General features: G+C 63.7%; 23 protein-coding genes. 19 read left to right on the plus strand and 4 right to left on the minus strand.

Annotation, left to right across the window (positions count from 1 at the left end; translation table 11 throughout):
* The first annotated feature begins 8 nt into the window (after positions 1-8).
* From K288_RS0128245 to K288_RS0128320, 16 genes are all read left to right on the plus strand, one after another.
* Positions 9-3,149: an efflux RND transporter permease subunit gene (locus K288_RS0128245; protein ID WP_027582583.1), complete on the plus strand. Its 3,141-nt coding sequence runs from the start codon at positions 9-11 to the stop codon at positions 3,147-3,149.
* Positions 3,150-3,182: 33 nt separating this feature from the next.
* Positions 3,183-3,785: a TetR/AcrR family transcriptional regulator gene (locus tag K288_RS0128250; RefSeq protein ID WP_027582584.1), complete on the plus strand. Its 603-nt coding sequence runs from the start codon at positions 3,183-3,185 to the stop codon at positions 3,783-3,785.
* Positions 3,786-3,817: 32 nt separating this feature from the next.
* Entirely contained in the window at positions 3,818-4,441 is a 624-nt protein-coding gene (locus K288_RS0128255) for a flavin reductase family protein (RefSeq protein WP_027582585.1), read from the plus strand.
* Between the two features lie 317 nt (positions 4,442-4,758).
* Positions 4,759-7,026 (plus strand): acyl-CoA dehydrogenase, encoded by a 2,268-nt coding sequence (locus K288_RS0128260; protein ID WP_027582586.1) that lies wholly within the window; start codon positions 4,759-4,761, stop codon positions 7,024-7,026.
* A complete protein-coding gene (locus K288_RS0128265) occupies positions 7,026-8,309 on the plus strand; it encodes an acetyl-CoA C-acetyltransferase (RefSeq protein ID WP_027582587.1) in 1,284 nt (427 codons plus the stop codon). Before K288_RS0128260 ends, K288_RS0128265 begins: the two co-directional genes overlap by 1 nt.
* Positions 8,310-8,311: 2 nt before the next feature.
* Entirely contained in the window at positions 8,312-10,402 is a 2,091-nt protein-coding gene (locus K288_RS0128270; RefSeq protein ID WP_027582588.1) for a 3-hydroxyacyl-CoA dehydrogenase NAD-binding domain-containing protein, read from the plus strand.
* A gap of 17 nt (positions 10,403-10,419) precedes the next feature.
* A complete protein-coding gene (locus tag K288_RS0128275) occupies positions 10,420-10,821 on the plus strand; it encodes an acyl-CoA thioesterase (protein WP_043160927.1) in 402 nt (133 codons plus the stop codon).
* 210 nt (positions 10,822-11,031) lie between these two features.
* On the plus strand, positions 11,032-11,223 hold the full coding sequence (locus tag K288_RS0128280; protein ID WP_027582590.1) for a hypothetical protein: 192 nt from the start codon (positions 11,032-11,034) through the stop codon (positions 11,221-11,223).
* Between the two features lie 164 nt (positions 11,224-11,387).
* Complete coding sequence (locus tag K288_RS0128285; protein ID WP_027582591.1) at positions 11,388-12,218, plus strand: DeoR/GlpR family DNA-binding transcription regulator; 831 nt, start codon at positions 11,388-11,390, stop codon at positions 12,216-12,218.
* Positions 12,219-12,572: 354 nt separating this feature from the next.
* On the plus strand, positions 12,573-14,117 hold the full coding sequence (glpD, locus tag K288_RS0128290; RefSeq protein WP_027582592.1) for a glycerol-3-phosphate dehydrogenase: 1,545 nt from the start codon (positions 12,573-12,575) through the stop codon (positions 14,115-14,117).
* Positions 14,114-15,193 (plus strand): ABC transporter ATP-binding protein, encoded by a 1,080-nt coding sequence (locus K288_RS0128295; RefSeq protein ID WP_027582593.1) that lies wholly within the window; start codon positions 14,114-14,116, stop codon positions 15,191-15,193. Before glpD ends, K288_RS0128295 begins: the two co-directional genes overlap by 4 nt.
* A 12-nt stretch (positions 15,194-15,205) precedes the next feature.
* Positions 15,206-16,291: an ABC transporter ATP-binding protein gene (locus K288_RS0128300; protein ID WP_027582594.1), complete on the plus strand. Its 1,086-nt coding sequence runs from the start codon at positions 15,206-15,208 to the stop codon at positions 16,289-16,291.
* Positions 16,291-17,193: a sugar ABC transporter permease gene (locus tag K288_RS0128305; protein ID WP_027582595.1), complete on the plus strand. Its 903-nt coding sequence runs from the start codon at positions 16,291-16,293 to the stop codon at positions 17,191-17,193. The genes K288_RS0128300 and K288_RS0128305 overlap by 1 nt, the downstream gene beginning before the upstream one ends.
* Positions 17,193-17,999 (plus strand): carbohydrate ABC transporter permease, encoded by an 807-nt coding sequence (locus K288_RS0128310; RefSeq protein WP_027582596.1) that lies wholly within the window; start codon positions 17,193-17,195, stop codon positions 17,997-17,999. The genes K288_RS0128305 and K288_RS0128310 overlap by 1 nt, the downstream gene beginning before the upstream one ends.
* A gap of 10 nt (positions 18,000-18,009) precedes the next feature.
* The gene (locus tag K288_RS0128315; RefSeq protein WP_027582597.1) at positions 18,010-18,339 is read left to right on the plus strand and encodes a DUF2160 domain-containing protein; all 330 of its coding nucleotides are present in this window, start codon (positions 18,010-18,012) and stop codon (positions 18,337-18,339) included.
* A 123-nt stretch (positions 18,340-18,462) separates the two neighbouring features.
* Positions 18,463-20,205 carry an ABC transporter substrate-binding protein gene (locus K288_RS0128320; RefSeq protein ID WP_027582598.1) on the plus strand — a complete coding sequence of 581 codons (1,743 nt, stop codon included), beginning with the start codon at positions 18,463-18,465 and terminating at the stop codon, positions 20,203-20,205.
* Positions 20,206-20,511: 306 nt separating this feature from the next.
* Here the strand turns inward: K288_RS0128320 and K288_RS0128325 are convergent, their stop codons facing one another.
* The 3 genes from K288_RS0128325 to K288_RS50915 form a co-directional block, all read right to left on the minus strand.
* Positions 20,512-21,615 (minus strand): alkene reductase, encoded by a 1,104-nt coding sequence (locus tag K288_RS0128325; RefSeq protein ID WP_027582599.1) that lies wholly within the window; start codon positions 21,613-21,615, stop codon positions 20,512-20,514.
* A 453-nt stretch (positions 21,616-22,068) separates the two neighbouring features.
* Positions 22,069-23,391: a lytic murein transglycosylase gene (locus tag K288_RS0128330; RefSeq protein ID WP_027582600.1), complete on the minus strand. Its 1,323-nt coding sequence runs from the start codon at positions 23,389-23,391 to the stop codon at positions 22,069-22,071.
* 102 nt (positions 23,392-23,493) lie between these two features.
* On the minus strand, positions 23,494-23,859 hold the full coding sequence (locus K288_RS50915; protein ID WP_027582601.1) for a hypothetical protein: 366 nt from the start codon (positions 23,857-23,859) through the stop codon (positions 23,494-23,496).
* 201 nt (positions 23,860-24,060) lie between these two features.
* On the opposite strand from K288_RS50915, the gene htpX reads away from it, so the two are divergent.
* Positions 24,061-24,996 (plus strand): zinc metalloprotease HtpX, encoded by a 936-nt coding sequence (gene htpX, locus K288_RS0128340; protein WP_027582602.1) that lies wholly within the window; start codon positions 24,061-24,063, stop codon positions 24,994-24,996.
* Positions 24,997-25,167: 171 nt separating this feature from the next.
* Entirely contained in the window at positions 25,168-25,368 is a 201-nt protein-coding gene (locus K288_RS0128345; RefSeq protein WP_027582603.1) for a DUF2905 domain-containing protein, read from the plus strand.
* 145 nt (positions 25,369-25,513) lie between these two features.
* On the opposite strand, the gene K288_RS0128350 is transcribed toward K288_RS0128345, so the two are convergent.
* The gene (locus K288_RS0128350) at positions 25,514-25,726 is read right to left on the minus strand and encodes a hypothetical protein (RefSeq protein ID WP_027582604.1); all 213 of its coding nucleotides are present in this window, start codon (positions 25,724-25,726) and stop codon (positions 25,514-25,516) included.
* Positions 25,727-25,919: 193 nt separating this feature from the next.
* On the opposite strand from K288_RS0128350, the gene K288_RS0128355 reads away from it, so the two are divergent.
* Positions 25,920-26,615 (plus strand): hypothetical protein, encoded by a 696-nt coding sequence (locus K288_RS0128355; RefSeq protein ID WP_027582605.1) that lies wholly within the window; start codon positions 25,920-25,922, stop codon positions 26,613-26,615.
* Positions 26,616-26,894: the final 279 nt, after the last annotated feature.

Below are 26,894 nucleotides of genomic sequence, written 5' to 3' on the forward strand. Positions count from 1 at the left end.
AGGGTGACATGAAGCGCTTCAACCTGTCGGGCTGGGCGGTGAGCCATCCGACCCTGATCCTGTTCCTGATGATCGCGCTGGGCGCCGCCGGCTTCTTCTCCTATCAGAAGCTCGGCCGCGCCGAGGATCCGTTCTTCACGGTGAAGGTGGTCAACGTCTCCGTGATATGGCCCGGTGCGACTGCAAACGAAATGCAGACCCAGGTCGCCGACCCCATCGAGAAGAAGCTGCAGGAATTGCCGTTTTTCGAGAAGGTACAGACCTATTCCAAGCCGGCCTTCGTGGCGATGCAGGTGACGTTCCGCGATTCGACGCCGCCGAAGGACGTGCCTTATCTCTTCTATCTTCTGCGCAAGAAACTGGTCGACGTGCAGGGCCAGTTGCCGCAAGGCATCCTCGGCCCGGTTGTCAATGACGAATTCTCCGACGTCGACTCCATCCTCTACATGATGACCGGCGACGGCGCCGATTATGCGCAGCTGAAGAAGGCGGGCGAAGGCTTCCGCCAGCGGCTTCTGCGCGTGCCGGGGGTGACCAAGGTCGACTTCTACGGCACCCAGGACGAGCGCATCTTCGTCGAGTTCTCCCATGCCAAGCTCGCCACGCTCGGGATCACCCCGCAGGCGCTGTTCGACTCGCTCGCCAAGCAGAACAACGTGACCCCCGCCGGCACGGTCGAGACCTCTTCTCAGCGCGTGCCGCTGCGCGTCACCGGCGCGCTCGACGGCGCCAAGGCGGTGGCCGAGACCCCCGTCGAGAGCAACGGCCGCGTGTTCCGCCTCGGCGATATCGCGACCGTCACTCACGGCTTCGTCGATCCGCCGAGCTTCACCGTGCGCCAGGAAGGCAAGCCCGCGATCGGCATCGGCGTGGTGACGGCCAAGGGCGCCAATATCCTCGAGCTCGGCAAGGACGTCGAGAAGGCGACCGCCGAATTCATGAAGGCGGTGCCGCAGGGTATCGATGTCGAGCAGATCGCCGACCAGCCCAAGGTGGTCGAGCATGCGGTCGGCGAGTTCGTGCATTCCTTCATCGAAGCGCTCGCGATCGTGCTGTTCGTCTCCTTCATCGCGCTCGGCTGGCGCACTGGCATCGTGGTGGCGATGTCGGTGCCGCTGGTGCTCGCGATCGTCTTCATCGTCATGAACGCGATGTCGCTCGACCTGCATCGCATCACGCTCGGCGCGCTGATCATCGCGCTCGGCCTCTTGGTCGACGACGCCATCATCGCGGTCGAGATGATGGTGGTGAAGATGGAGCAGGGCTGGGACCGCATGCGCGCCGCATCGTTCGCGTGGGAATCCACTGCGTTTCCGATGCTGACGGGCACGCTGGTCACCGCAGCCGGCTTCCTGCCGATCGGCTTTGCCAATTCGGCGGTCGGCGAATATGCCGGCGGCATCTTCTGGATCGTCGCAATCGCGCTGGTCGCTTCATGGTTCGTCGCGGTGATCTTCACGCCCTATATCGGCGTGAAGCTCCTGCCGAACATCAAGGTGCACCACAACCACGATCCGCACTCGATCTACGAGACCCGGCTTTACCGCGGCCTGCGTGCGGTGGTGCAGTGGTGCGTCAATCACCGCATCACGGTGGTGGCGTCCACGGTCGGCGTGTTCGTCGCCTCGATCGTCGCCTTCGGCCACGTCCAGCAGCAGTTCTTCCCGCTCTCCGAGCGCCCCGAACTGTTCCTGCAGCTGCGCCTGCCGGAAGGCACCGCGTTCAACGTGACCGAGAAGGCCGTCAAGAAGGCGGAGGACCTCCTGAAGGGCGACAAGGACATTGCGACCTACACCGCCTATGTCGGCCAGGGCTCGCCGCGCTTCTGGCTCGGCCTCAACCCGCAACTGCCGAACGAGGCCTTTGCCGAGATCGTGATCCTGTCCAAGGACGTCGAGGCGCGCGAGCGCATCAAGGCCAAGATCGAGAATGCGGTGGCGAACGGCGCGTTGAACGAGGCACGCGTGCGCGTCGACCGCTTCAATTTCGGCCCGCCGGTCGGTTTCCCCGTTCAGTTTCGCGTGATCGGTCCCGACGCCCAGAAGGTGCGCGACATCGCCTACCAGGTGCGCGACATCATGCGGCAGAACCCGAACGTCAAGGACGTGCAGCTCGACTGGAACGAGCAGTCGCCCTACCTGAAGCTGGTCGTCGACCAGGACCGCGCCCGCGCGCTCGGCCTGACCCCGCAGGAGGTCTCGCAGGCGCTGTCGATGCTGATCTCGGGCGCGCCGGTCACGACCATTCGCGACGGCATCGAGAAGGTCGGCGTGGTCGCCCGCGCCGTGCCGTCCGAGCGGCTGGATCTGGGAAGCGTCGGCGATCTCACGATCACTTCACGCAACGGTGTCGCCGTGCCGCTTCAGCAGATCGCGAAAATCGAGTATGCGCATGAGGAGCCGATCCTGTGGCGGCGCAACCGCGACATGGCGATCACGGTACGCTCCGACGTCGTCGACGGCGTGCAGGCCCCGGACGTGACCAATCAGATCTCGCCCAAGCTCAAGGACATCCAGAACCATCTCGAGCCGGCCTACCGGATCGAGCCGGGCGGCGCGTTCGAGGAATCAGCCAAGGGCAATGCGTCGATCTTCGTGCTCTTTCCGATGATGGTGCTGGTGATGCTGACGCTGCTGATGATCCAGCTGCAGAGCTTCTCGCGCCTGTTGCTGGTCTTCCTGACGGCGCCGCTCGGCATCGTCGGCGCCTCCCTCGGGCTCAACGTCGCCAACCAGCCGTTCGGCTTCGTGGCGCTGCTCGGCCTGATCGCGCTTGCCGGCATGATCATGCGCAACACCGTGATCCTGGTCGACCAGATCGAGACCGATGTCGCCCACGGCCTGACCCGCAAGGAGGCGATCGTTGAGGCCACCGTCCGCCGCGCCCGCCCGGTGGTCCTGACCGCGCTTGCCGCGATCCTGGCGATGATCCCGCTGTCGCGCTCTGCCTTCTGGGGCCCGATGGCGATCACCATCATGGGCGGCCTGTTCGTCGCGACCTTCCTGACGCTGTTGTACCTGCCGGGCCTCTATGCCCTGTGGTTCCGCAAGAGCCTGGACGAGAGCGGCGCAAGCGAGACAGCCGCTTCGGCGGCGCAGCATGACGGCAATGCACGCCCGGCAATTCCGCTTGCTGAAGCCGCTGAATAGTTGAACAGTGAACACATCATTGAGTCCTGACAAATGACGCTGGTTTCGGAACATATCGAGAGTGACACCCGGGAGCGGATTCTCGTGGTGGCTGAGCGGCTGTTCCGCCAGATCGGCTACCAGAAGACGACGGTCGCCGACATCGCCAAGGAGCTCCGGATGAGCCCCGCCAACGTGTATCGCTTCTTCGATTCGAAGAAGGCGATCCACGAGGGCGTGGCGCGGACGCTGATGGGCGAGGTCGAGGTCGAGGCGCAGCGGATTGCGGGGTCGCCGGGCCCGGCGACGACCCGCCTGCGCGACCTGATGAAGACCATCAACCGCATGAACACCGAGCGCTATGTCGGCGACTCCAAGCTGCACGAGATGGTCGAGATCGCGATGCAGGAGGACTGGGAGGTCTGCACCGCCCATATGGAGATGATCTGCTCCACCATCGGCCAGGTGGTCGGGCAGGGAGCGGTCTCCGGCGAGTTCGACGCCCCGGACGTGCAGCTCGCATCGCTCTGCGCCTGCACCGCGATGATGCGCTTCTTCCATCCCCAGATGATCGCCCAATGCGCCACCAAGCCGGGGCCGACCATCGACCAGATGATCGATTTTGTGATCGCTGGCCTCTCGCCGCGTGATAAGTAACGTCGGCTACGGACAACAAGAGAGAGCCCAGCGTGACCGCGAAAGACCTGCATTATTACGAGCCGAAGAACGGCCACGGCCTCAAGCACGATCCCTTCAACGCCATCATCGCCCCGCGCCCGATCGGCTGGATCTCCTCGCGCGACGCCAAGGGCAACATCAACCTCGCGCCCTACAGCTTCTTCAACGGCTTCTGTTACGTTCCGCCGATCATCGGCTTCTCCTCCACCTCCTGGAAGGACAGCGTCGTCAATATCCAGGAGACCAGGGAGTTCGTCTGGAATCTTGCCACCATGGACCTGGCGAAGCAGATGAACGCGACCGCCGCCCATGTCGCCCACGACGTCAGCGAGTTTTCGATCGCGGGCTTGACGGCGGCGCCGAGCAAGCTCGTCAACGTGCCGCGGGTGGCGGAGAGCCCTGTCGCCTTCGAGTGCAAGTTGACCCAGATCGTCCAGCTTGAGGGCGCCAATGGCGAGAAGGCGCAGGCGTGGGTGACCTTCGGCGAAGTCGTCGCCGTCCATATCGACAAGGCCATGATCAAGGACGGCGTCTACCAGACCGCCGCCGCCCGCCCGATCGTCCGCGCCGGACGCCGCGGCGACTATTTCGAGATCCGGCCCGAGAACATGTTCGAGATGGTCCGCCCGGATTGACTCTCTCCCCCTCTCCCCGCTCTTGCGGGGAGAGGGCCGGGGTGAGGGGCTCTTTCCGCGAACACGATTGGCAGATGTACTCGCGGAGGCTCCCCCTCACCCGGATCGCATCTCGGATGCGATCCGACCTCTCCCCCGCAAGCGGGGCGATGTGCACCTCGCAACCTCCGCTATCTCTCATCCGGAACTGACACCGCGGTCCGGTCGTTATCTTGACCGCGTCAATTCGCGCCAATTTGCCAGCGAAGTGTTCACTTCTGTCGGCCACTTTCCGCTAAAATATGCCGGAACGCGCCGTCGATCATGAGGATACTGCCATGAGTTTCCGTCGCGATTTCATCACCAAGCCGATCTTTGGGTTCGCCCGCGGCGTGATGCCGACCATGTCGGACACCGAGCGCGAAGCGCTGGAAGCCGGCGACGTCTGGTGGGACGCCGACCTCTTTTCCGGCAATCCAGATTGGTCGAAGCTGCTCGCCTATCCGCAAGCCGAATTGACCGAAGAAGAAAAAGCGTTCCTCAGCGGCCCCGTCGACGAGCTCTGCAAAATGCTCGACGAATGGAAGATCTTCTGGGAATGGCGCGACCTGCCGCGCGAGGTCTGGGATTTCGTCAAGCGCGAAAAATTCTTCGGCATGATCATCTCGAAGGAATTCGGTGGTCTCGGCTTCTCGCCCTACGCACATTCCGAGGTGGTGCGAAAGCTCTCCTCGCGCTCGCTGACCGCCGCCGTCACCGTGATGGTGCCGAACTCGCTCGGCCCCGGCGAGCTCCTGATGCGCTTCGGCACCAGGGAGCAGCAGGAGAAATGGCTGCCGCGCCTGGCGTCCGGCCGCGATATCCCGTGCTTCGGCCTCACCAGCCCCGAGGCGGGGTCGGATGCGGCCTCGATGGTCGACACCGGCATCATCTGCAAGGGCAATTTCGAGGGCAACGAAGTGATCGGCCTGCGCCTCAACTGGCACAAGCGCTACATCACGCTCGGGCCCGTTGCGACGCTGCTTGGCCTCGCCTTCAAAGCTTACGATCCCGATCATCTCGTCAGTGACCAGGAAGAACTCGGCATCACGGTCGCGCTGATCCCGACCCATCTGCCCGGCGTCGAGATCGGCCACCGCCATCTGCCGGCGATGCAGGTGTTCCAGAACGGTCCGAACCGGGGCCGCGACGTCTTCATCCCGCTCGACTACATCATCGGCGGCAAGGAGCGGCTGGGGCAGGGCTGGAAGATGCTGATGACGGCGCTCGCCGCCGGCCGCGGCATCTCGCTGCCGTCATTGTCGGCCGCCGGCGCCGCCTATGCCGCGAGCACCACCGGCGCCTATGCCCGGATTCGCGAACAGTTCGGCATTTCGATCTCCAAGTTCGAAGGCGTCGAGGAGCCGCTCGCGCGCATCGTCGGTACCGCCTATCTGCTCGACGCCGCGCGGCGGCTGACCTGCGCCGCGCTGAACGAGGGCCAACATCCCGCTGTCATCTCCGGCATCATGAAACTGCACGCCACCGAGCGGATGCGGACCGCGATCGACGATGCCATGGACATCCACGGCGGCAAGGCCGTGATCGACGGCCCGCAGAACTATCTCGCCAATCTGCATCGCGCGGTACCGGTCGCCATCACCGTGGAAGGCGCCAACATCCTTACCCGCAATCTGATCGTGTTCGGCCAGGGCGCAATCCGCGCGCATCCCTATCTGCTGGAGGAGATGACTGCGCTCGGGGAAGCCGACAGCGCCAAGGGCCTGGACGCCTTCGACAAGGCGTTGTGGAAGCATGTCGGCCACACCTTCAAGACCATGTTCCGCGCCGTGGGCCGAAGCTGGACCTTCGGCCTGTTCGCGCCGGCGCCCGATGCGGGCGACGCCACCAAATTCTATCGCCAGCTCTCGCGCTACTCCTCGGCCTTCGCGATTTGCGCCGACATGGCGCTGCTCACGCTCGGCGGTGCGCTCAAGCGCAAGGAGATGCTCTCGGCTCGCTTCGGCGACATCCTCTCCGAACTCTACCTGCTCTCGGCCGCGCTGAAGCGCTGGCAGGATGAGGGCCGGCAGAAGGAGGATTTTGCCGCGCTCGAATGGTGCATGGCGAACGGCTTCAAGACCATCGAGAACCGCTTTGCGGAGATTCTCGCCAACCTGCCGAACCGCTTCGTGGCCGGATTCCTGGGGCTGCTGATTCAGCCCTTCGGCGCCCGCGTGCTCGGTCCGTCCGACCGCGTCGTGCATCAATGCGCCGCGCTGGTGCTGGAGCCATCGGCCGCGCGCGATCGCGTCACGCCCGATCTCGCCTTCGTCGAGGATGACGGCGGCGTGGCGCGGCTGGAAAAGGCCTTCCGCCTGGTGACCGCTACCGAGGATACCGCCAAGCAGATGCGCGCCGTGCGCCTGCGCGATCCGGATGAGGCGGTGAAGAAGGGCATCATCACGCAATCCGATGCGGACAAGCTCATAGCCGCCCGCGCGGCGGTCGCTGCGGTGATCGAGGTCGATGATTTCGCGCCCGAGGCGCTGTCGCCGATTTACAGGAAGGCGGCCGATGTGCATCAGTTCTTCCAGGAGTTGGGAGAGCAGAGGGCTGCGAGCTGATGGCGCGACCGGTCTTTATCGTCGACGGCAGCCGTACGCCGTTCCTGAAGGCGCGCTCCGGCCCAGGGCCGTTCACGCCGGTCGACCTTGCCGTGCAATGCGGCCGGCCGCTGCTGGCGCGGCAGCCGTTTGCGCCCGATAGCTTCGACCAGGTGATCCTCGGCTGCGTCAATGTCATTGCCGACGAGATGAACCCGGCGCGGGTCGCGGCGCTCCGGCTCGGCATGGGCGAGAAGATGGTCGCCTTTACCGTGCAGATCAATTGCGGCTCCGGCATGCAGTCGATCGACACCGGCTATCGCTACATCCGCGAAGGCAAGGCCGACCTTATCCTCGCCGGCGGCGCCGAGGCGCTGAGCCACGCGCCATTGGTCTGGCCCAATGCCGGCGTGCGCTGGTTCGCTGGCCTCGCCGGCGCCAAGAGCATGGGTGCGAAGATCGCCGCGTTCTTCAAGCTGCGGCCCAATTATTTCAAGCCGATCATCGGCCTGGAGCGCGGGCTCACCGATCCCATCACCGAGCTCAACATGGGCCAGACCGCCGAGGTCGTCGGCCATCTCTTCGGCATCACCCGCGCGCAATCGGATGTCTACGCCGCCGAGAGCCACCGGCGTCTGGCGAAAGCGCAGGCCGAAGGCTGGCTGAAGGGCGAAGTCGAGACGTCGTTCTCGCGCGACGGCAAGTTCTACGATCACGATGACGGCGTCCGCCCGGACTCGACGCCAGAGACCCTGGCGAAACTGAAGCCGGTGTTCGAGCGTCCCTGGGGCCAGGTCACCGCTGGCAATTCCTCGCAGATCACCGATGGCGCCTCCTGGGTGATCCTCGCTTCCGAAGAGGCGGTGGCCAAGCACGGGCTCAAGCCGAAGGCCGTCATCCTCGACAGCCAGTGGTCCGCGCTCGATCCTGCTATCATGGGGCTCGGCCCCGTGCTGTCGGCGACCGCGCTCTTGAAGCGCAATGAATTGAGCTTGCAGGACGTCGAGACCTGGGAGTTGAACGAGGCCTTTGCGACGCAGGTGCTCGGCTGCCTTGCCGCCTGGAACGATGAAAAATTCTGTCGCGAGATTCTCGGTCTCGACGGCGCGGCGGGTGAAATCGATCGGGCGAAGCTCAACGTCGATGGCGGCGCGATCAGCCTCGGCCATCCCGTCGGCACCAGCGGCAACCGCATCGTGCTGCACCTCGTCAACGCCATGAAGCGGCTCGGCACGCGGCGCGGCATCGCCACCGAATGCATCGGCGGCGGGCAAGGCGGCGCCATGCTGATAGAGACGGTGTGATCATGGATTCTGCGATCATGAACGTCCTCGCCGACCGCGTGCTCGAACTCGGGCCCGCGCCGGAAGCCGGTCCCTACAAGCATTTCAAGCTGACGCGCGACGGTGACGGCATCGCATGGCTGCTGTTCGATCGCGAAGGCGCCAGCGCCAACACGCTGAACGCCGAAGTGCTCGAGGAATTCGATGCGGTGCTGGCCTCGCTCGAAAGCCAGCGTCCGACCGGCCTCGTCATCCGCTCGGCGAAGACAAGCGGCTTCATCGCCGGCGCCGATGTCAATGAATTCCGCGGCGCCAGCGATGCACGTCTGGTCGAAGCCGAGATCGGCCGGGCGCATGCGGTGATCGACCGGCTCGAAGCGCTGCGTGTGCCGACGGTCGCCGTGATCCACGGTTTCTGCCTCGGCGGCGGTCTCGAAGTCGCGTTGGCCTGCCAGTCGCGGATTGGCATTGATGGCGCGCGCTTCGGCTTTCCGGAGGTGATGCTGGGCCTGCATCCCGGCCTCGGCGGCACCGTGCGCTTCACGCGGCTCGTGAATCCGATGCAGGCGATGAGCCTGATGCTGACGGGCAAGACCATCGATGCGCGGCGCGCCAAAGCGCTCGGCTTGGTCGATGCGGTGACGCAGGAGCGACATGTCAAGAACGCGGTGAGGGACGCGGTATTCGGCCGCCTGAAGCGCGCCAGGCCCGGGTCGCTCAACACGCTCCTGAACTTCGGCCCGGTACGTGGCTTTCTCGCCTCCCGCATGCGGAGCGAGGCCGCCAAGGCCGCGCCGCAGGCGCATTATCCCGCGCCTTACGCGCTGATCGATCTCTGGGAGAAATACGGCAGCGAGAAGCACGCGATGCTCGCGGCCGAGAAGCGTTCCTTCGCCGAATTGATGGTGACACCGACCGCGCAGAACCTGATCCGCGTCTTCTTCCTGCGTGAGCAGATGAAGAAGCTCGCAGGCAGCGGCAACAGGATCGCGCATGTCCACGTCATCGGCGCCGGAGCGATGGGCGGCGATATCGCCGCCTGGTGCGCCGGGCAGGATCTCCGCGTCACGCTATCGGACATGAAGCCGGAGCCGATCGCGGGCGCGATCAGGCGCGCCGACGATCTCTACGGCAAGATCATCCGCAAGCGCACGGATGTGCGCGACTCGCTCGATCGGCTGATCCCGGACATGGACGGCGAGGGCGTGCGCAACGCCGATCTCATCATCGAGGCGGTGCCGGAAAAACTCGAGCTGAAGCAGAAAATTTACGCCGGCATCGAGCCGAAGATGAAACCGGGCGCAATCCTTGCGACCAACACCTCCAGCATCCCGCTGCAGGATCTGCGCGCGACGCTCGAAAAGCCCGAGCGCTTGCTCGGCCTGCACTTCTTCAATCCGGTCTCGCGATTGCAGCTCGTCGAGGTCGTCAGCCACGACGGCACTGCCGCCGAACTGTTGAAACAGGCGCTTGCCTTTGTCGGCGCCATCGACCGCCTGCCGCTGCCGGTGAAGAGCTCGCCGGGCTTCCTGGTCAACCGCGCGCTGACGCCCTACATGCTGGAAGCGATGCTGCTGCTGGACGAGAAGATCGACAAATCGGTGATCGATGCGGCGGCGAAGAAGTTCGGCATGCCGATGGGGCCGATCGAGCTTGCCGATCAGGTCGGTCTCGACATCTGTCTCGACGTCGGCGACATGCTGCGCTTGAAGTTCGGCGACCTGTTGCCACCGACGCCGGCCTGGCTGCGCGAGAAGGTCGCCAAGGGCGAGCTCGGCCGCAAGACCGGCAAAGGGTTCTATCTCTGGAAGGATGGCAAGCGGGAAAAAACAGCTCCTGCGTTGGCCATCGAACCGACTCAAGAAATGATCGATCGCCTGGTGCTGCCGATGTCGAACGTCTGCGTCGCCTGCCTGCGCGAAGGCATCGTTGGCAATGCCGACGTGGTCGACGGCGCGATGATCTTTGGAACCGGCTATGCGCCGTTCCGCGGCGGTCCGCTGAATTACGCGCGCACGCGCGGCGTCGAAAACGTGGTGTCGACATTACATGCACTCGAGCAAAAGTTCGGCGGCCGCTTCGCGCCCGATGCCGGCTGGGAGAATTTCACGTGAATGACACTACCGTTCCGATGGCGCAAAACGAGCCGCAAGGCGATCTCTGCATCCGCACGCTGGCGATGCCGGCGGATACCAACGCCAATGGCGATATCTTCGGCGGCTGGCTGCTGAGCCAGATGGATCTCGGCGGCGGCGTGTTCGCCTCCAAGGTCGCGCGATCGCGCACCGTAACTGTCGCGATCGAGGCGATGAATTTTCGTAAAGCTGTCTATGTCGGCGATCTCGTCTCCGTGCATGCCAACCTTGTGCGAATCGGTCGCACCTCGATCACCGTCCATCTTGAAGCCTGGGTGCTGCGCCGCAAGGAACGACAATCGATCCTGGTCACCGACGGCAATTTCACCTACGTCTCGATCGACGACCACGGTAATCCGCAGCCGATCCAGCACGCTGGCGCCACGCTTGCGACGTAACCAGGACGTCTCATCGCGTACACATGATTGTTATCAGCCGCTCGTATCCCACGTCTCACGGGAGCAGGTGATTCGGCACTCTGGAGAACGGCGCAAAGTGCGGTCGTTTCGTGGCGCCGGGCATCGGTTTTCGCATGACTCGGCGGCGAGGCCTGAGGAACAATCAGGCTCTCTTCCCGTTATTGGCCCGCACTTCAATCGGGACTGGGAATGTCTGATACCTACATAATCGAAGTCGGCTCCAATCCGGCCGGGATCGTCGTACGCGATGAGCGCGGCTATCGCTTCTTCGCAGCCAGTCATCAGTTCAACCGGCTCGAAGGCCACGTCTTCCGCAACGCACGCGAAGCCGAACGCGCCGCCCGCCGCCTCGCCGACGGCGAGCTGAAGCTGGCATCGTAGATTCCAGGAAGGCCTCTCCGTCGCCCCTGCGAAAGCGGCGGCCCGTCTTCCCCCTTTCAGGGGGAAGGAGCACAGCGGCGCGCAAGGCGGGGACGTGAGGCGGCGGCGTTGACCACGGCGCCAAACCGCCGCACGATAGGGCGTTCCATGCCCAAGGTGCCGCCGTGCCCGTCTTAACTCATCGCCAGACCGAAATCCTCAACCTCGCGCGTGCCTTTGGCCGCGTGATGGTGGAGGACCTTGCCAAACGTTTCGAGGTCTCCGCGCAGACCATCCGCAAGGACCTCAACGATCTCTGTGACCGCCGTTCGTTAACGCGCATCCACGGCGGGGCGATCATTGCCTCCGGCGTGGAAAATCTTGCCTACGAGGCACGGCGCTTCGTCGCTGCCGAGGAGAAGAAGGCGATCGGGGCCGCAGCCGCGGCGCGCATTCCGAACGGCTGCTCGCTCTTCATCAATATCGGCACCACGACAGAAGAAGTTGCGAGCGCGCTGACCTCGCATGAGGGTCTGCTCGTCATCACCAACAACCTCAATGTCGCGATGCTGCTCTACCGTCATCCCCGCATCGAGGTGGTGGTGGCAGGCGGCACCGTGCGGCGCGCCGACGGCGCGGTGGTCGGCTCGACCGCGACGCAACTGATCGGCCAGTTCAAGGTCGACTACGCGATCATCGGTGCGTCCGCGATCGACGAGGAGGGCGCTCTGCTTGACTTCGATTATCGCGAAGTCCAGGTCGCCCAGGCGATCATCGCCAACGCCCGCAACGTGATTCTGGTGGCGGACTCAACGAAACTCCGCCGCAGCGCCCCGGTCCGCATCGCCCATATCAGCCAGATCCAGACCTTCATCACCGACACTGCGCTCCCCGCAGGACTGGCGAACATCTGCCACACGCGCGGCATCGAGGTCGTCGTAGCCATGGACAAACCGGCCGCCGATATCGACGACACCACACCCGAGCCCGCACCTGTGACGCTGCGGAGCGTCTAGCACCGCCGGCGGCCTCGCCCTTCGAGACGCGCAGGCTCCTCAGGGTGAGGGGATAGATCTGAGCGCGTTGCTCTTTCCCCGTCATTGCGAGCGAAGCGACTTGTCCGCCGTAGCTCAACAAGCGTAGGCGGAAGCAATCCATTTCACCGCTTGCGGAGCCATGGATTGCTTCGTGGCTATCGTTCCTCGCAAAGAGCGCGAGGTCTCGCTGTCGAACTAGCCAATCACCACCCCATCACCAACTCGTAGACCCCGGTTCCCCATTTTCGGTTTGCTTTCGTTTTACGTTGTGATCTAATCCAATCCGAAAGCGAAATCGCCGAAAGCGAACGCAAGCGGCCGGGGAAGCGTCTGTTGGATCGGATTTTCGACCTCGCAATCATTGGGGGCGGCATCAACGGCTGTGGCATCGCGCGCGATGCGGTGGGCCGGGGTAATTCCGTTTTTCTCTGCGAAATGAACGATTTGGCTAGCGGGACGTCGTCCTGGTCAACCAAGCTCGTGCATGGCGGGCTGCGCTATCTCGAGTACTACGAGTTCCGCCTGGTCAGGGAGGCCCTGATCGAGCGCGAAATCCTTTGGCAGATCGCGCCCCACATCATCCGCCCCCTGCGTTTCGTCTTGCCGCACCATGCCGGCCTGCGCCCGGCCTGGCTGCTGCGGCTCGGCCTGTTTCTCTACGACCATATCGGCGGCCGGCACCTGCTGCCGCCGACCCGCTCGGTGGACCTGACCCGCGACGAGGTCGGCAAGCCCCTGATCAAGAATCGCTACGTCAAAGGGTTTGAATATTCCGACTGCTTCGTCGACGACGCGCGGCTGGTCGTGCTGACCGCGCGCGATGCCGCCGATCGCGGCGCCGAGATATGCACGCGCACCCGCGCCGTCGAGATCAGGCAGACCGACGGCCTCTGGAACGTCACGGTCGAGGACGGCGGCAGCGGCGCGCGGCGTACGGTGAATGCGCGTGCGTTGGTCAATGCCGGTGGTCCATGGGTCGAAGAGGTGCTGACCTCGGGCGCCGGCGTCAACGCGCGCGCAAAAGTGCGGCTCGTGCAGGGCTCGCATATCGTGGTGAAGAAGCTCTACGATCACGACCGCGCTTACATCTTCCAGAATGCGGATGGCCGCATCGTCTTTGTGATTCCGTATCAGAACGACTTTTCGCTGATCGGCACCACCGATCGCGACTATGACGGCGACCCCGCCAAGGTGAAAGCGACGGAGGAGGAGATCAGCTATCTCTGCGCCTCCGTCAGCGAGTATCTGGCGAATCGAGTGAAGCCGGAGGATGTGGTCTGGACTTATTCGGGCGTGCGTCCGCTCTATGATGACGGTGCGAGCGAAGCCAAGGCCGCCACGCGCGACTACGTGTTCGAGCTCGATACGGCCGGCGGCGTGCCGCTGCTCTCGATCTATGGCGGCAAGATCACGACCTACCGGCGATTGGCGGAGGAAGCGCTGGAGCGGCTCTCGCCCTATTTGCGCAGCGCAAAAGCCCGCGAGGGCTGGACCGGCAAGTCGCCGCTGCCAGGTGGCGACATGGATGTCTCCGCGGTCGAGGCGCTCACTGCGGAACTCGTGCGCGACTATCCGTTCCTGACGGAGACGCATGCGAGCCGGCTCGCACACGCCTACGGCACGCGTGCGACAAAAGTACTCGGCAGCGCGAAATCGATCGGCGATCTCGGAAAGTCCTTCGGCGCCACCTTGACGGAAAGCGAAGTCAGGTACCTGATGGCACACGAATGGGCGTTGACCGCCGAAGACGTCGTCTGGCGCCGCTCCAAATTGGGTTTGAGGATGTCGGCCGCCGAGATATCGGCGCTCGACGAATGGATCGCCGCTCATCGCCTGTCCGGCGAACGTCCGCTACGCGAAGCGGGAGGACGGCCATGAGCGTCACGCTCGACCACGTCACGCGCACCGTGGACGGCATCCCGGCCATCCACGATGTCTCGCTGACGCTCGAGCGCGGCACGCTCAGCGTGCTGCTCGGCCCGACGCTTTCAGGCAAGACCTCGATCATGCGCCTGCTCGCCGGGCTCGACAAGCCGACCAGCGGCCGCGTGCTGGTCGACGGCAAGGACGTCACCGGCATCGACGTGCGCCGGCGCTCGGTCGCGATGGTCTATCAGCAGTTCATCAACTATCCCTCGCTCTCGGTCTATGAGAACATTGCATCGCCGTTGCGCGTGCAGGGACGGCCGCGCGAGGAGATCGACAAGCGCGTGGCCGATGCTGCAAAGCTGTTGCGGCTTGAGCCCTTCCTGAAGCGTACGCCGCTGCAGTTGTCCGGCGGCCAGCAGCAGCGCACCGCGATTGCGCGCGCGCTGGTCAAGGGCGCCGACCTCGTGCTGCTCGACGAGCCGCTCGCCAATCTCGACTACAAGCTGCGCGAAGAATTGCGCACCGAACTGCCGCGCATCTTCGAGGCGTCAGGCGCGATCTTCGTCTACGCCACCACGGAGCCCTCGGAAGCGCTGCTGCTCGGCGGCGACACCATCTGCATGTGGCAGGGCCGCGTACTGCAGGCTGGCGCCAGCTCGCGGGTGTATCGGCAGCCCGAAACGCTGCGCGTCGCCCAGGTCTATTCCGATCCGCCGCTCAACATCGTCAATGTCGAGAAGAGGCACGGCACCGTGCACTATGCCGGCGGCGCGCGCGCGCCCGCTACCGGTCTCTATGAAAACCTTGCCGATGGCGCGTATCGCGTCGGCTTCCGCGCGCATCAGCTCGAAGTCGCCAAACGCGCCGCCGGCCGTCACCTGTTTCCGGCCACCGTCAGCGTCACCGAGATCACGGGCTCCGAGAGTTTTATCCATTTGCAGCGCGACTCCGCCAATTGGGTCGCGGTGCTGCACGGCGTGCATGAGTATGAACCCGGGCAGGCGCTTAACGTCGCGCTCGATCCCGACAATGTCTTCGTGTTCGATCTGGCCGACCGCCTGGTCGCAGCTCCTGGCCGCACTTGAGGGAGATGCCTGATGTCCCGCATTGACCTCGTCGATCTCGCCCACTCCTACAGCGGCAATGACGCGCCGCCGGAATCCTTCGCATTGAAGCCGGTGACGATGACCTGGCGGCAGGGCGGCGCCTATGCGCTGCTCGGCCCCTCCGGCTGCGGCAAGACCACGCTGCTCAATCTCATCTCGGGCATCGTGACGCCGTCACGCGGAAAGATCCTGTTCGACGGCAAGGACATCACGCCGCTGTCGACGCAGAAGCGCAACATCGCGCAGGTGTTCCAGTTTCCGGTCATCTACGACACCATGACCGTCGGCGAGAATCTGGCTTTCCCGCTGAAGAACCGCGGCGTGCCGAAGGCGGAGATAGCAGCCCGCGTGAGGCGGATCGCCAACCTGCTCGATCTTGCGCCGTATCTCAATCGCAAGGCGACGCGGCTTACCGCCGATGCCAAGCAGAAGATCTCGCTCGGCCGCGGATTGGTGCGATCCGATGTCGCCGCGGTCCTGTTCGACGAGCCGCTGACCGTCATCGATCCCGAATTGAAATGGCAGCTCCGTTCGAAACTGAAGGCGCTGCACCGCGAGCTTGATCTGACGATGATCTATGTCACCCACGACCAGACGGAGGCGCTGACCTTCGCCGACACCGTCGTCGTCATGCATGACGGACGCGTGGTGCAGAGTGGCACGCCGGCCGAACTGTTCGACAAGCCCGCGCACACCTTCGTCGGCTATTTCATCGGCTCGCCCGGCATGAACATCGTGCCCGCGCATGTCGATGGACGCGAGGCGCGGATCGATGGCCACACCATCGGCCTGCACCGCAATTACGGCGTGCTGCCCGCGGGCGCGAAGATCGAGATCGGGGTGCGGCCGGAATTCGTCGACGTCGCGCCGCCTGCGTCCGGCCTGCTGTCGGCGACGATCGAGCGGATCGACGATCTCGGCCGCATCCGGTTTGCGCGCGTCCGCGTCGGCGATTCCAAGTTCGCCGCGCGCGTGCCGCCGGGATTTTCGGTGCCCAACAACATGGCGGGGCTCGTGTTCGATCCCGCGCATGTGCACGTCTATGCCGACAGCCGCCTGGTCGAGGGGGTCGCCTGATGGACAAGACGGTCAACCAGAAAGCCTGGTTCCTGGTGCTGCCGGTGTTCCTGGTGGTGGCGTTCTCGGCGGTGCTGCCGCTGATGACGGTGGTGAACTATTCGCTGCAGGATACGTTCGGCAACAACCAGTTCTTCTGGAACGGCGTCGGCTGGTTCAAGGAATTGCTCGATCCCACGACCGACCTAGGCGAGCGCTTCTTCGCCTCGCTCTGGCGCAATCTCCTGTTCTCGGCCATCATCCTCGCCATCGAGGTGCCACTCGGCATTGTCGTCGCGCTGGCGATGCCGCGCGAGGGCTGGACGGTCGCGGTCTGCCTCGTGATCCTGGCGCTGCCGCTGCTGATCCCGTTCAACGTGGTCGGCACCATCTGGCAGATCTTCGGCCGTCCCGATATCGGTTTGCTCGGCTACACGCTGAACAGCCTGGGTATCCCCTACAACTACGTCTCCAATGAATTCGACGCCTGGGCGACCGTGATCGTGATGGATGTCTGGCACTGGACCAGCCTGGTGGCGCTGCTGTGCTATGCCGGCCTGAAGTCGATCCCTGATGCGTACTATCAGGCGGCGCAGATCGACGGCGCCTCACGCTGGGCGGTGTTCCGCGCAATCCAGCTGCCGAAGATGAACCGCGTGCTCCTGATCGCGGTGCTTTTGCGCTTCATGGACAGCTTCATGATCTACACCGAGCCGTTCGTCGTCACCGGCGGCGGACCGGGCAATTCGACCACCTTCATCTCGATCGAGCTCGTCAAGATCGCGCTCGGCCAGTTCGATCTCGGCAAGGCCGCCGCGCTGTCGCTGGTCTACAACCTCATCATCCTGATCGTCTGCTGGGTGTTCTACACCGTCATGACCAACGCCGGCGCCGAGCGCCCGCAAAAAGAGGGATCTGTGTGATGGGCACGATTCCCGGCCGCCGCCTCATCATCTCGCTATTCCTGATCTTCCTGCTGTTGCCGATCTACTGGCTCATCAACATGAGCTTCAAGACCAACAGCGAGATCGTCTCGACCATGACGCTGTGGCCGCACCAGCCGACGATCGAGAACTACATGCGCATCTTCACCGACGAGAGTTGGTATTCCGGCTACATCAACTCGCTGAAATATGTCGTCATCAACACCGTGATCTCGATCTCGGTGGCGCTGCCTGCGGCCTACGCATTTTCGCGCTACCGTTTCCTCGGCGACAAGCATCTGTTCTTCTGGCTGCTCTCCAACCGCATGGCGCCGGCCGCGGTCTTTGCGCTGCCGTTCTTCAACCTCTACTCCGCGATCGGCCTGTTCGATACGCCCTGGGCGGTGGCGCTGGCGCACTGCATCTTCAACGTTCCGCTCGCGGTCTGGATCCTCGAAGGCTTCGTCTCCAGCGTGCCGCGCGAAATCGACGAGACCGCCTTCCTCGACGGTTATTCCTTCCCGCGCTTCTTCATCAAGATCCTGGTGCCATTGATCGCGAGCGGCATCGGGGTGGCTGCATTCTTCTGCTTCATGTTCTCCTGGGTCGAGCTCTTGCTGGCGCGCACGCTGACGTCCGTCGATGCGAAGCCGATCTCCGCGGTGATGACGCGCACGGTCTCTGCCGCTGGCATGGATTGGGGCCTGCTCGCCGCCGCCGGCGTGCTCACCATCATCCCCGGCGCGCTCGTGATCTGGTTCGTCCGCAACTATATCGCGCGCGGGTTCGCGCTCGGTCGCGTGTAGGAGGCATCCCATGGAAAGCATCGCATGGATGGCCTGGACGCTGCCGACGGCGATCTTCTTTGTCCTGCTCGGCATCACGCTGCTGGTGATGACCTGGCTCGCCGTTGCGTATCCCGAGGCCGAGCGGATCGGCGTCTTGCGGATTCCGACCACGCGCGGCGATCGTCTGTTCATCTCGCTGGTGCTCGCCGCCGTCATCCATCTCGTCTGGATCGGCGTCGTCGGCACCGACCCGATCTACACGCTGTCCATCGGAGAGGAGAGCGTCGAGGTTTCGAGCCTGTGGCTCGCCACACTGATTTCGCTTGCCACGGCCGTTGTGATTTTCCGCACCGTCTGAGGAAGTGAAGAAGAGCAGATCCGGGGCCAACCCGGACCTGGATTTTAATTAGTCGTCATAACCGGAGGAACTGCCATGCGAGACTTGAGAGGAAGGAACCTGACGCGGAGCCGTTGGCTCGCGATGACGAGCGCCGCCGCGCTGCTCGCCGCCGCAGCCACCGTCAACGCGCCGGCGCGCGCCGACGACGCCGTCAACCAGCGATGGATCGACAGCGAATTCCAGCCTTCGACCCTGTCGAAGGAAGACCAGATGAAGGAGCTGCAATGGTTCGCGAAGGCGGCCGAGCCCTTCAAGGGCATGGAAATCAATATCGTTTCGGAAACCATCACGACGCATGAATATGAAGCCAGGACGCTCGCCAAGGCATTCAGCGAGATCACCGGCATCAAGCTCAAGCACGACACCATCCAGGAAGGCGACGTGGTCGAGAAGCTGCAGACCCAGATGCAGTCCGGCAAGAACGTCTATGACGGCTGGATCAACGATAGCGACCTGATCGGCACGCATTTCCGCTACGGTCAGACCATCCCGCTGTCGGACTACATGAGCGGTGAGGGCAAGGACGTCACCGATCCCTATCTCGACGTCAACGACTTCATCGGCAAGTCCTTCACGACGGCGCCGGACGGCAAGCTCTATCAATTGCCCGACCAGCAATTCGCCAATGTCTACTGGTTCCGCTACGACTGGTTCACCAATCCCGACTACAAGGCCAAGTTCAAGGCCAAGTACGGCTACGAACTCGGCGTGCCCGTGAACTGGTCCGCCTATGAAGATATCGCCGAGTTCTTCACCAACGACATCAAGGAGATCAACGGCGTCAAGGTCTACGGCCATATGGACTATGGCAAGAAGGACCCCTCGCTCGGCTGGCGCTTCACCGACGCCTGGCTGTCGATGGCCGGCAACGGCGACCGCGGCATCCCGAACGGCAAGCCGGTCGACGAATGGGGCATCCGCATGGAAGGCTGCCGCCCGGTCGGCTCCTCGGTCGAGCGCGGCGGAGACACCAACGGCCCGGCCGCGGTCTATTCGATCGTGAAATATCTGGAGTGGCTGAAGAAGTATGCCCCGCCGCAGGCGCAGGGCATGACCTTCTCGGAGTCGGGTCCGGTGCCGGCCCAGGGCAACATCGCCCAGCAGATCTTCTGGTACACCGCCTTCACCGCCGACATGGTGAAGCCCGGCATTGCGGTCATGAACGCCGACGGCACGCCGAAGTGGCGCATGGCGCCGTCGCCGCACGGCTCGTACTGGAAGGAGGGCATGAAGCTCGGCTACCAGGACGCAGGTTCGGCGACGCTCCTGAAGTCGACGCCGGCTGACCGGCGCAAGGCAGCCTGGCTCTATCTGCAGTTCATCGTTTCCAAGACGGTGTCATTGAAGAAGAGCCATGTCGGCCTCACCTTCATCCGCGAGTCCGACATCTGGGACAAGTCGTTCACCGAGCGTGCGCCGAAGCTCGGCGGCTTGATCGAGTTCTACCGCTCGCCCGCGCGCGTGCAGTGGACCCCGACCGGCAACAACGTGCCTGATTATCCGAAGCTCGCTCAGCTCTGGTGGCAGAACATCGGCGATGCCTCGTCGGGTGCGAAGACGCCGCAAGCCGCGATGGACGCGCTGGCCGCGGCCCAGGACTCGGTGATGGAGCGTCTGGAGAAGTCCGGCGTGCAGGGCGCCTGCGGTCCGAAGCTGAACAAGAAGGAGAAGCCGGACTATTGGTACGCCAAGGCCGAGAAGGACGGCACGCTCGCGCCCCAGCGCAAGCTCGCCAACGAGAAGCCGAAGGGCGAGACAGTCGACTACGACACCCTGATCAAGTCGTGGCCCGCTACCCCGCCGAAGCGCGCGGAGGCGAAGTAAGGTGTAGCCGTCATCGTCCGCGCAGGCGGACGATCCAGTACGCCGCGCCGTCTCCGTGCGATTACCGGCGCCGGTGACTACTGGATGCCCCGCCTTCGCGGGGCATGACGGAGAAAAACAAAAGGCCGGGAGCAATCCCGGCCTTCGTCATTTCCGGGTTCGCGCTACGCGCGCCCCGTAATGACAGCGGAGAGAAACATTGGGCCCTCCGTCATTGCGAGCGAAGCGAAGCAATCCATCTATCCGCACTCGCGGAAGCATGGATTGCTTCGTCGCTGTCGCTCCTCGCAATGACGGCGCGTGCGCCTACTGCGCTGCTTCCGCCGCCTCCAGCGTCGGATAATCCGTGTATCCCTTTGCGTTGCCGCCATAGAACGTGTTCTTGTCCCAATCGTTCAGGGCTGCGCCCTTCTTCAGGCGCTCGACCAGGTCCGGGTTGGAGATGAACAGCTTGCCGAACGCGATCAGGTCGGCGGAGCCGGATTCCAGCACCTTGTTCGCCAGCGCGAAGTCGTAGCCGTTGTTGGCCACATACGCCTGCTTGAAGCGCTTGCGCAGTGACGCATAGTCGAACGGTGCGATATCGCGCGGTCCGCCGGTCGCACCTTCGATGACATGGATGTAGACCAGCTTCAGCGCATTGAGCCCGTCGACGATGTAATCGAACAGCGGCTGCGGGTTGGAATCGGAGGCGTCGTTGGCGGGCGTCACCGGCGAGATGCGGATGCCGGTGCGCTCGGCGCCGACTTCCGCGGCGACCGCCTTGGAGACTTCCAGCATCAGCCGCGCGCGGTTCTCGATGGAGCCGCCATAGGCATCGGTGCGCTTGTTGGTGCCGTCCCTGGCGAACTGGTCGAGCAGGTAGCCGTTGGCGCCATGGATTTCGACGCCGTCGAAGCCGGCTTCGATCGCATTCGCCGCGCCACGTCGGAAGTCGTCGATGATCCCGGGAATTTCGGCAAGCTCGAGCGCGCGCGGTTCAGAGACTTCGACGAAAGCGCCGTTGACGAAGGTCTTGCCCTTGGCGCGGATCGCCGATGGCGCAACCGGTGCGCCGCCGCCCGGCTGAAGCGAGGTGTGCGAGATGCGGCCGACATGCCAGAGCTGCATGAAGATGCGTCCGCCGCGCGCATGCACGGCGTCGGTGACCTTGCGCCATCCTGCAACCTGTTCCTTGGAATAGATGCCGGGAGTGTCCTGGTAACCCTGGCCCTGCTGCGAGATCTGGCTCGCCTCGGTGATCAGGAGGCCGGCGGAAGCGCGCTGCGCGTAATACTCGACTGCCAGCGGGCTCGGAACGAAACTCGACGGCACCGCGCGGTTGCGCGTCAACGGTGCCATCACCGCCCGGTTGGGCAGCGTCAGCGGACCAAGCTTGAAGGACTCGAACAATTTGGAGGATTGGCTCATGGGAGGCTTTCCAGAAATGAATGACAGGGAAGAGTTGTGCATTGCGGCGATGGACGCAATGCCCCAGCTATTCCTCCCGTGCAGATTAGCAACGCGCGGCGTTCCGTCGTTTGACTGGCGTCAAAAGCGGCACATGAGGCGAACATAGTAGGATTTGTTCTAAATCACGATGCGCGCAGCAAAAACAACCTCTGAGGAAGTCGTGTCACAGAGGCGTCGTTTCCGATCAGCGGACAATCAGATCGGGTTAATCAGATCAGGTTAAGTGTATCCACGAAGGGCGCGGTCCTCCCTCTCCCGCTTGCGGGGGGAGGGCTGGGGTGGGGGTATCTCCGCGAACCGCCCTGTCCGACCGTTTGGAGAAAGCCCCCACCCGGCGCTTCGCGCCGACCTGCCCCGCAAGCGGGAGAGGTGAGGCAAGCAGCCGTCGATTTAACTAAACGGCATTGCGCTTCAGCGTGGAGCCGGCATCGCCGCTTCCGTCGGCTGGGGCCTCCCCCGCATCCGCGCCAGCAATTCCGCAGTCGGCCAGGAATCCGCCGGCAATCCATGTTTGATCTGCATCGCCTTCACCGCGCTGCGGCTCGCCTGTCCGAGCACGCCGTCGACCTTGCCGACATTGAAGCCGGCGCGCACCAGCAGCTGCTGCAATTCCTTGATCTCGTGGAACGGCAATTGTGCCACCGGTGCCGAAGGCCGCAGCATCGGCGGGCTGCCTGCGATGCGGCTTGCGAGATAACCGGCGGTGGTCGAATAGATCAGCGAATTATTCCACTCGGTATAGGCGGCGAAATTCGCATAGGCCAGGAACGCCGGCCCCATCCGTCCCATCGGCAACAAGAGCGAGGCCGGCATGTCGTCATTCGGCAGTGGCCTTCCATCCGGATAGGTCACTCCCAACTGCGCCCATTTCGAGCGCGGCAGCTTGTTCGTCAGATCGGCCTGGTCCCACGGAAAGTTGGAAGCAGTCACGCGCACTTCCTGCAGCCACGGCTCGCCTCGCCGCCACTTCAATCCGTTGGCGATATAGTTCGCAGTCGAGCCGATAACGTCGGGTCCGCTGCTCAGCAGGTTGCGATGGCCGTCGCCGTCATAGTCGACGGCATAGTTGAAATAATGCGTCGGCAGGAATTGCGTCTGCCCGAGCTCGCCGGCCCAGGAGCCGACCATCTCATCGGCCGAAAGATCGCCGCGGTCGATGATCTTCAAGGCTGCGATGGTCTCGTTCTGGAACATCTCCGAGCGTCTGCAATCATAGGCCAGCGACACCAGCGAAGGCAGCGTCGGCAAATTGCCCATGTTGGCGCCGAAGTCGCTCTCCAGTCCCCAGAACGCCGCGATCACCGCGGGCGGCACGCCGTATTCCTTCTCCGCGCGGGAGAACGCCGCCGCATAGGTCTTGATACGCTGCTGCCCCTGCTGCATCCGGTAGGGCGCAGCCATTCTGCCTGCGAACTCGGTGAAGATCTGCCCGAACACGCGCTGTCCGCGGTCGCGATTGACGATGCCCTGGTTGTAGACGAGGTAGGGCGAGGCTTCCGCGATCGTCTGCTGCGACACACCTTCGGACACCGCGCGCTGCTTGAGATCGGCAAGGAAGTGCTCGAAGCTTTGGCCATTATGGCAAGCCGCCGCGCGCGAGGAGGGCACTGTCGCAGGCCGCGTCGCCGCCGGCGCTGGCCTGGCCGGTGCCGGCAACAATTGCTGTGCCGAGGCCAAGGGCGAAAACGCCGCAATCATCGTGACGGCCGCGATCGCAAATCGGGTCTTGAACATCAGAACTCGCCGCAGGAGGGAAGCGTGGGGTTCGCAGGGTAAAGTAGCGCAGCGTAATCCGCTGCGCTCGGATGATAAAGAGGCCCGTTGCTTAGAAGAAGATCATGCGTACTCCGTTCCCGGCCGAGCGTGCGGTTGTGGACGCAATGCGGGACGACGATGCTTCTCTTTGATCTCGGCAATCTGGTCGACCATCTTCTTGAACGCTTCGATGGCAGGCTCACCGTCAAGCCTGAGTTCCTTTGGCAGGCGCTCTATCAGGACAAGCAGCGCATCGCTTATCTGACCAAGTTGCTTGCCGTAAGTGCCGACGTCTGAAAGCACGTCGGACTCGACGTCCGGTGCGGAAGATTTCCCAAGTGTAATGTTGATGAGGCCAAACTGACTGCCGATCGGGCTCATAAAGGCGGTGAACGGGCTGATGTTCTGCACGACGTCACCCGAGAGCGGAAGCTTGAAGACGGGCATACATTCCTCCATTGTGATAATGAGAGGATAGCACAGCCGGGCTTGCGCCCCTGGCGGTTCGCTTGACGGCCGTAACGATGGATTTCGGGAAAATGCGGCGCCGGGACGCAGGCCACCCATCTTGCGGTACAGGCAGGCAAATCCATAGCTAAGTTCTGCCTGCAGCAGTGGTTTTTCCGCCAAGACGCAGGGGAAACAACGATGAATTATTTCAAGACAGCTCTTCTTCTGGCCGGCCTCACCGCCCTGTTCATGGGCGTCGGCTATCTCATTGGCGGCGCCAGCGGCGCGATGATCGCGCTGGTGGTTGCGGCCGCGACCAACCTGTTCACCTACTGGAATTCCGACCGCATGGTGCTCAGCATGTACGGCGCCCAGGAGGTCGATGCGCGCACCGCGCCTGAACTCGTCGGCCTCGTTGCCGAGCTGGCCAACCGCGCCGGCCTGCCGATGCCGCGTGTGTTCCTGATGGACGAGGCGCAGCCCAATGCTTTCGCCACCGGTCGCAATCCGGAGAATGCCGCGGTCGCCGTCACCACCGGCATCATGCAGCAGCTCAGCCGCGAGGAGCTCGCCGGCGTGATTGCGCATGAGCTTGCGCACATCAAGAACCACGACACGCTCTTGATGACGGTCACCGCCACCATCGCCGGTGCAATCTCGATGCTGGCGCAGTTCGGCATGTTCTTCGGCGGCCACCGTAACAACAACAGCGGTCCGGGCATCGTCGGCTCGATCGCGCTGATGATCCTGGCGCCGCTTGGTGCCATGCTGGTGCAGATGGCGATCAGCCGCACCCGCGAATATGCCGCCGACAATCTTGGCGCGCGCATCGCCGGCCAGCCGATGTGGCTCGCTTCCGCGCTGATGAAGATCGAGAACGCCGCGCACCAGGTGCCGAACTGGGAGGCCGAGCGCAATCCCGGCACCGCGCATATGTTCATCATCAATCCGTTGTCGGGCCGTGGCGTCGACAGTCTCTTCGCCACCCACCCATCGACCGAGAACCGCATCGCGGCGCTACAGCAACTGGCCGCCGAGCTCGGCGGTGGTGGTGCTGCACCGTCGGCCGGGGCGGGCTATCCTTCCCGCAGCCCATGGGGCCGCACGTCCACCTCACGCGGACCTTGGGGATAGTCGAGAACCGTAGGGCGGATGAGCCGGTCACACTTGCAGGTCGCGCAACGAGTGAAGGTGTGAGGCGTAATCCGCCGCCCGCTTGCGCCAGACCGGCGGGCTACGCCGGCGGACCACGCTTTGCGCGATCCGCCGTCTAGCCCGCCCTACGCAGCTACGAACAGGTGACAGATGCAGCGCACGCTGATCATCCTCGGATTGCTGCTCCTCGCCGCCGGGCTGCTGTGGCCGGTGATCGGCAAGCTCGGGCTTGGCCGCCTGCCCGGCGACATCCATGTCGAGGGATCGAGCTATTCGTTCTATTTTCCACTGATGACGTCGCTGCTGCTCAGCATTGTGCTCAGCGTGATCATCTGGCTCGTCAACCGGTAGAGCGTTTTCGAGCGAAGTGGATACCGGTTCGCATAGCAATCAAGTTTACGCAGATTGCGTAGACTTATCTGCGTAGAAAACGCGTCAAAACAAGAATCTAGAGCTTCGGTTCTGATTCAATCAGAACCGAAAATGCTCTAGATCGTCAGGCGCGGATCTGCAACTCCATCAGCGCGATCCGCTGCAGCACGGCAGCATCGTGCTCGCCCGCATCGGCGGTGCGCAGGATGGATTCGGCAATGAGGTTGACATGGGCGGCTTGGACCGGATCGGGCAGGGCCGCAACGGACGCGTCGAATGCCCTGGTCATGATCTCGATCACCTCCGGCGAGAATGCCGCGTCGGAAAAGTTCTTCATCTCTCAGCCTGTCCGTCGCCCCGACCTTCGACATCGCCTCCCATGTTGGCAACGCCGGAGAGCGAGCGGGGTTCCGCCGGTATCCCGCCGGCGCCGGTTTGGCCTTGCCGAAAAATACGGCTGATTGGCGCAGTGCAATCGGCAGCACCGGTGCTACACTCGCAAGAGGAGAGGATCACGCCGGAAACAAGTAATGGCCTTGTTTGGTTGGGGCAGAGAGGTGCCGTCAGAAGAGATCCTGGATGCCAGGGCTGGTACCGATGCCTTGTTGCAGGGGCTCGACAAGGTCGTCGCGACATATCTCGAAAAGGCCGACCGCGGCGATCTCGTCTATCCCGCCTGCAAGCGCAAACCGAACGATGCCAGCGGCACCCCGCGCGAAATCTGGCGCCACACGCGACTGGAAGGCATGCGCTATCTGACCATGATTCCCGGGCGCGACTCCGCGCTCCTGACGGAGCCATCGCGCCAGGCCGAGGTGATCGACGGCTTCCTGCGCCAGCAGCCGCACGAGGATACGGTGATCGATTTTACCGGACGCGCGGTCGATGACGTCGCGATCGCGATCATCGCCGGGTTGAACTGGCTGAACCATTGCGCGCAGCTCGCCAGGGTCGATCGCGCGAAGGCGTCGGGTACCCTGCGCAACTTCCGCAGAGTCGTGACGGTCGCCCAGCAATGGTGGGGCATGGAAGGCGCGGAGGCCCGCTGCAAGGACATGCAGCAGGCGCGCGAGTTGCCGCCGCTGATGCTCAACCTGGTCTGGCTCGAATGCACCCATCTCGCCAAGGACATCACGGCCGCCGCAGTCTTTGGTCCGACCGGCGAAACGAGCGATGCATCGGCCCGCTTCCAGGCCGCACTCGATCCGGATGAACCGGCCGGGTGAAAGGCGACGCTTTCTCCGTCATTGCGAGCGAAGCGAAGCAATCCACGCCTCCGCTTGCGGCGCCATGGATTGCTTCGCTCCGCTCGCAATGACGATGTGGGGGCATTGGGTGCGACACAACGACCCGACGGGCAAATCAGGAAAAGCGTGTCCAGCCCTCGCGGAAAAAACATTCCGCTTCCGTCGTCGGGCAAATCAGCACTATGACTCCGCGCGTCTCACCCGAATGAGGGGCGCATCGCGATCGTCACGAACGTTGCGGTGAGATGCGGTGGACGC

It is taken from the genome of Bradyrhizobium sp. Ai1a-2, assembly GCF_000426245.1.
Taxonomy (GTDB): Bacteria; Pseudomonadota; Alphaproteobacteria; order Rhizobiales; family Xanthobacteraceae; genus Bradyrhizobium.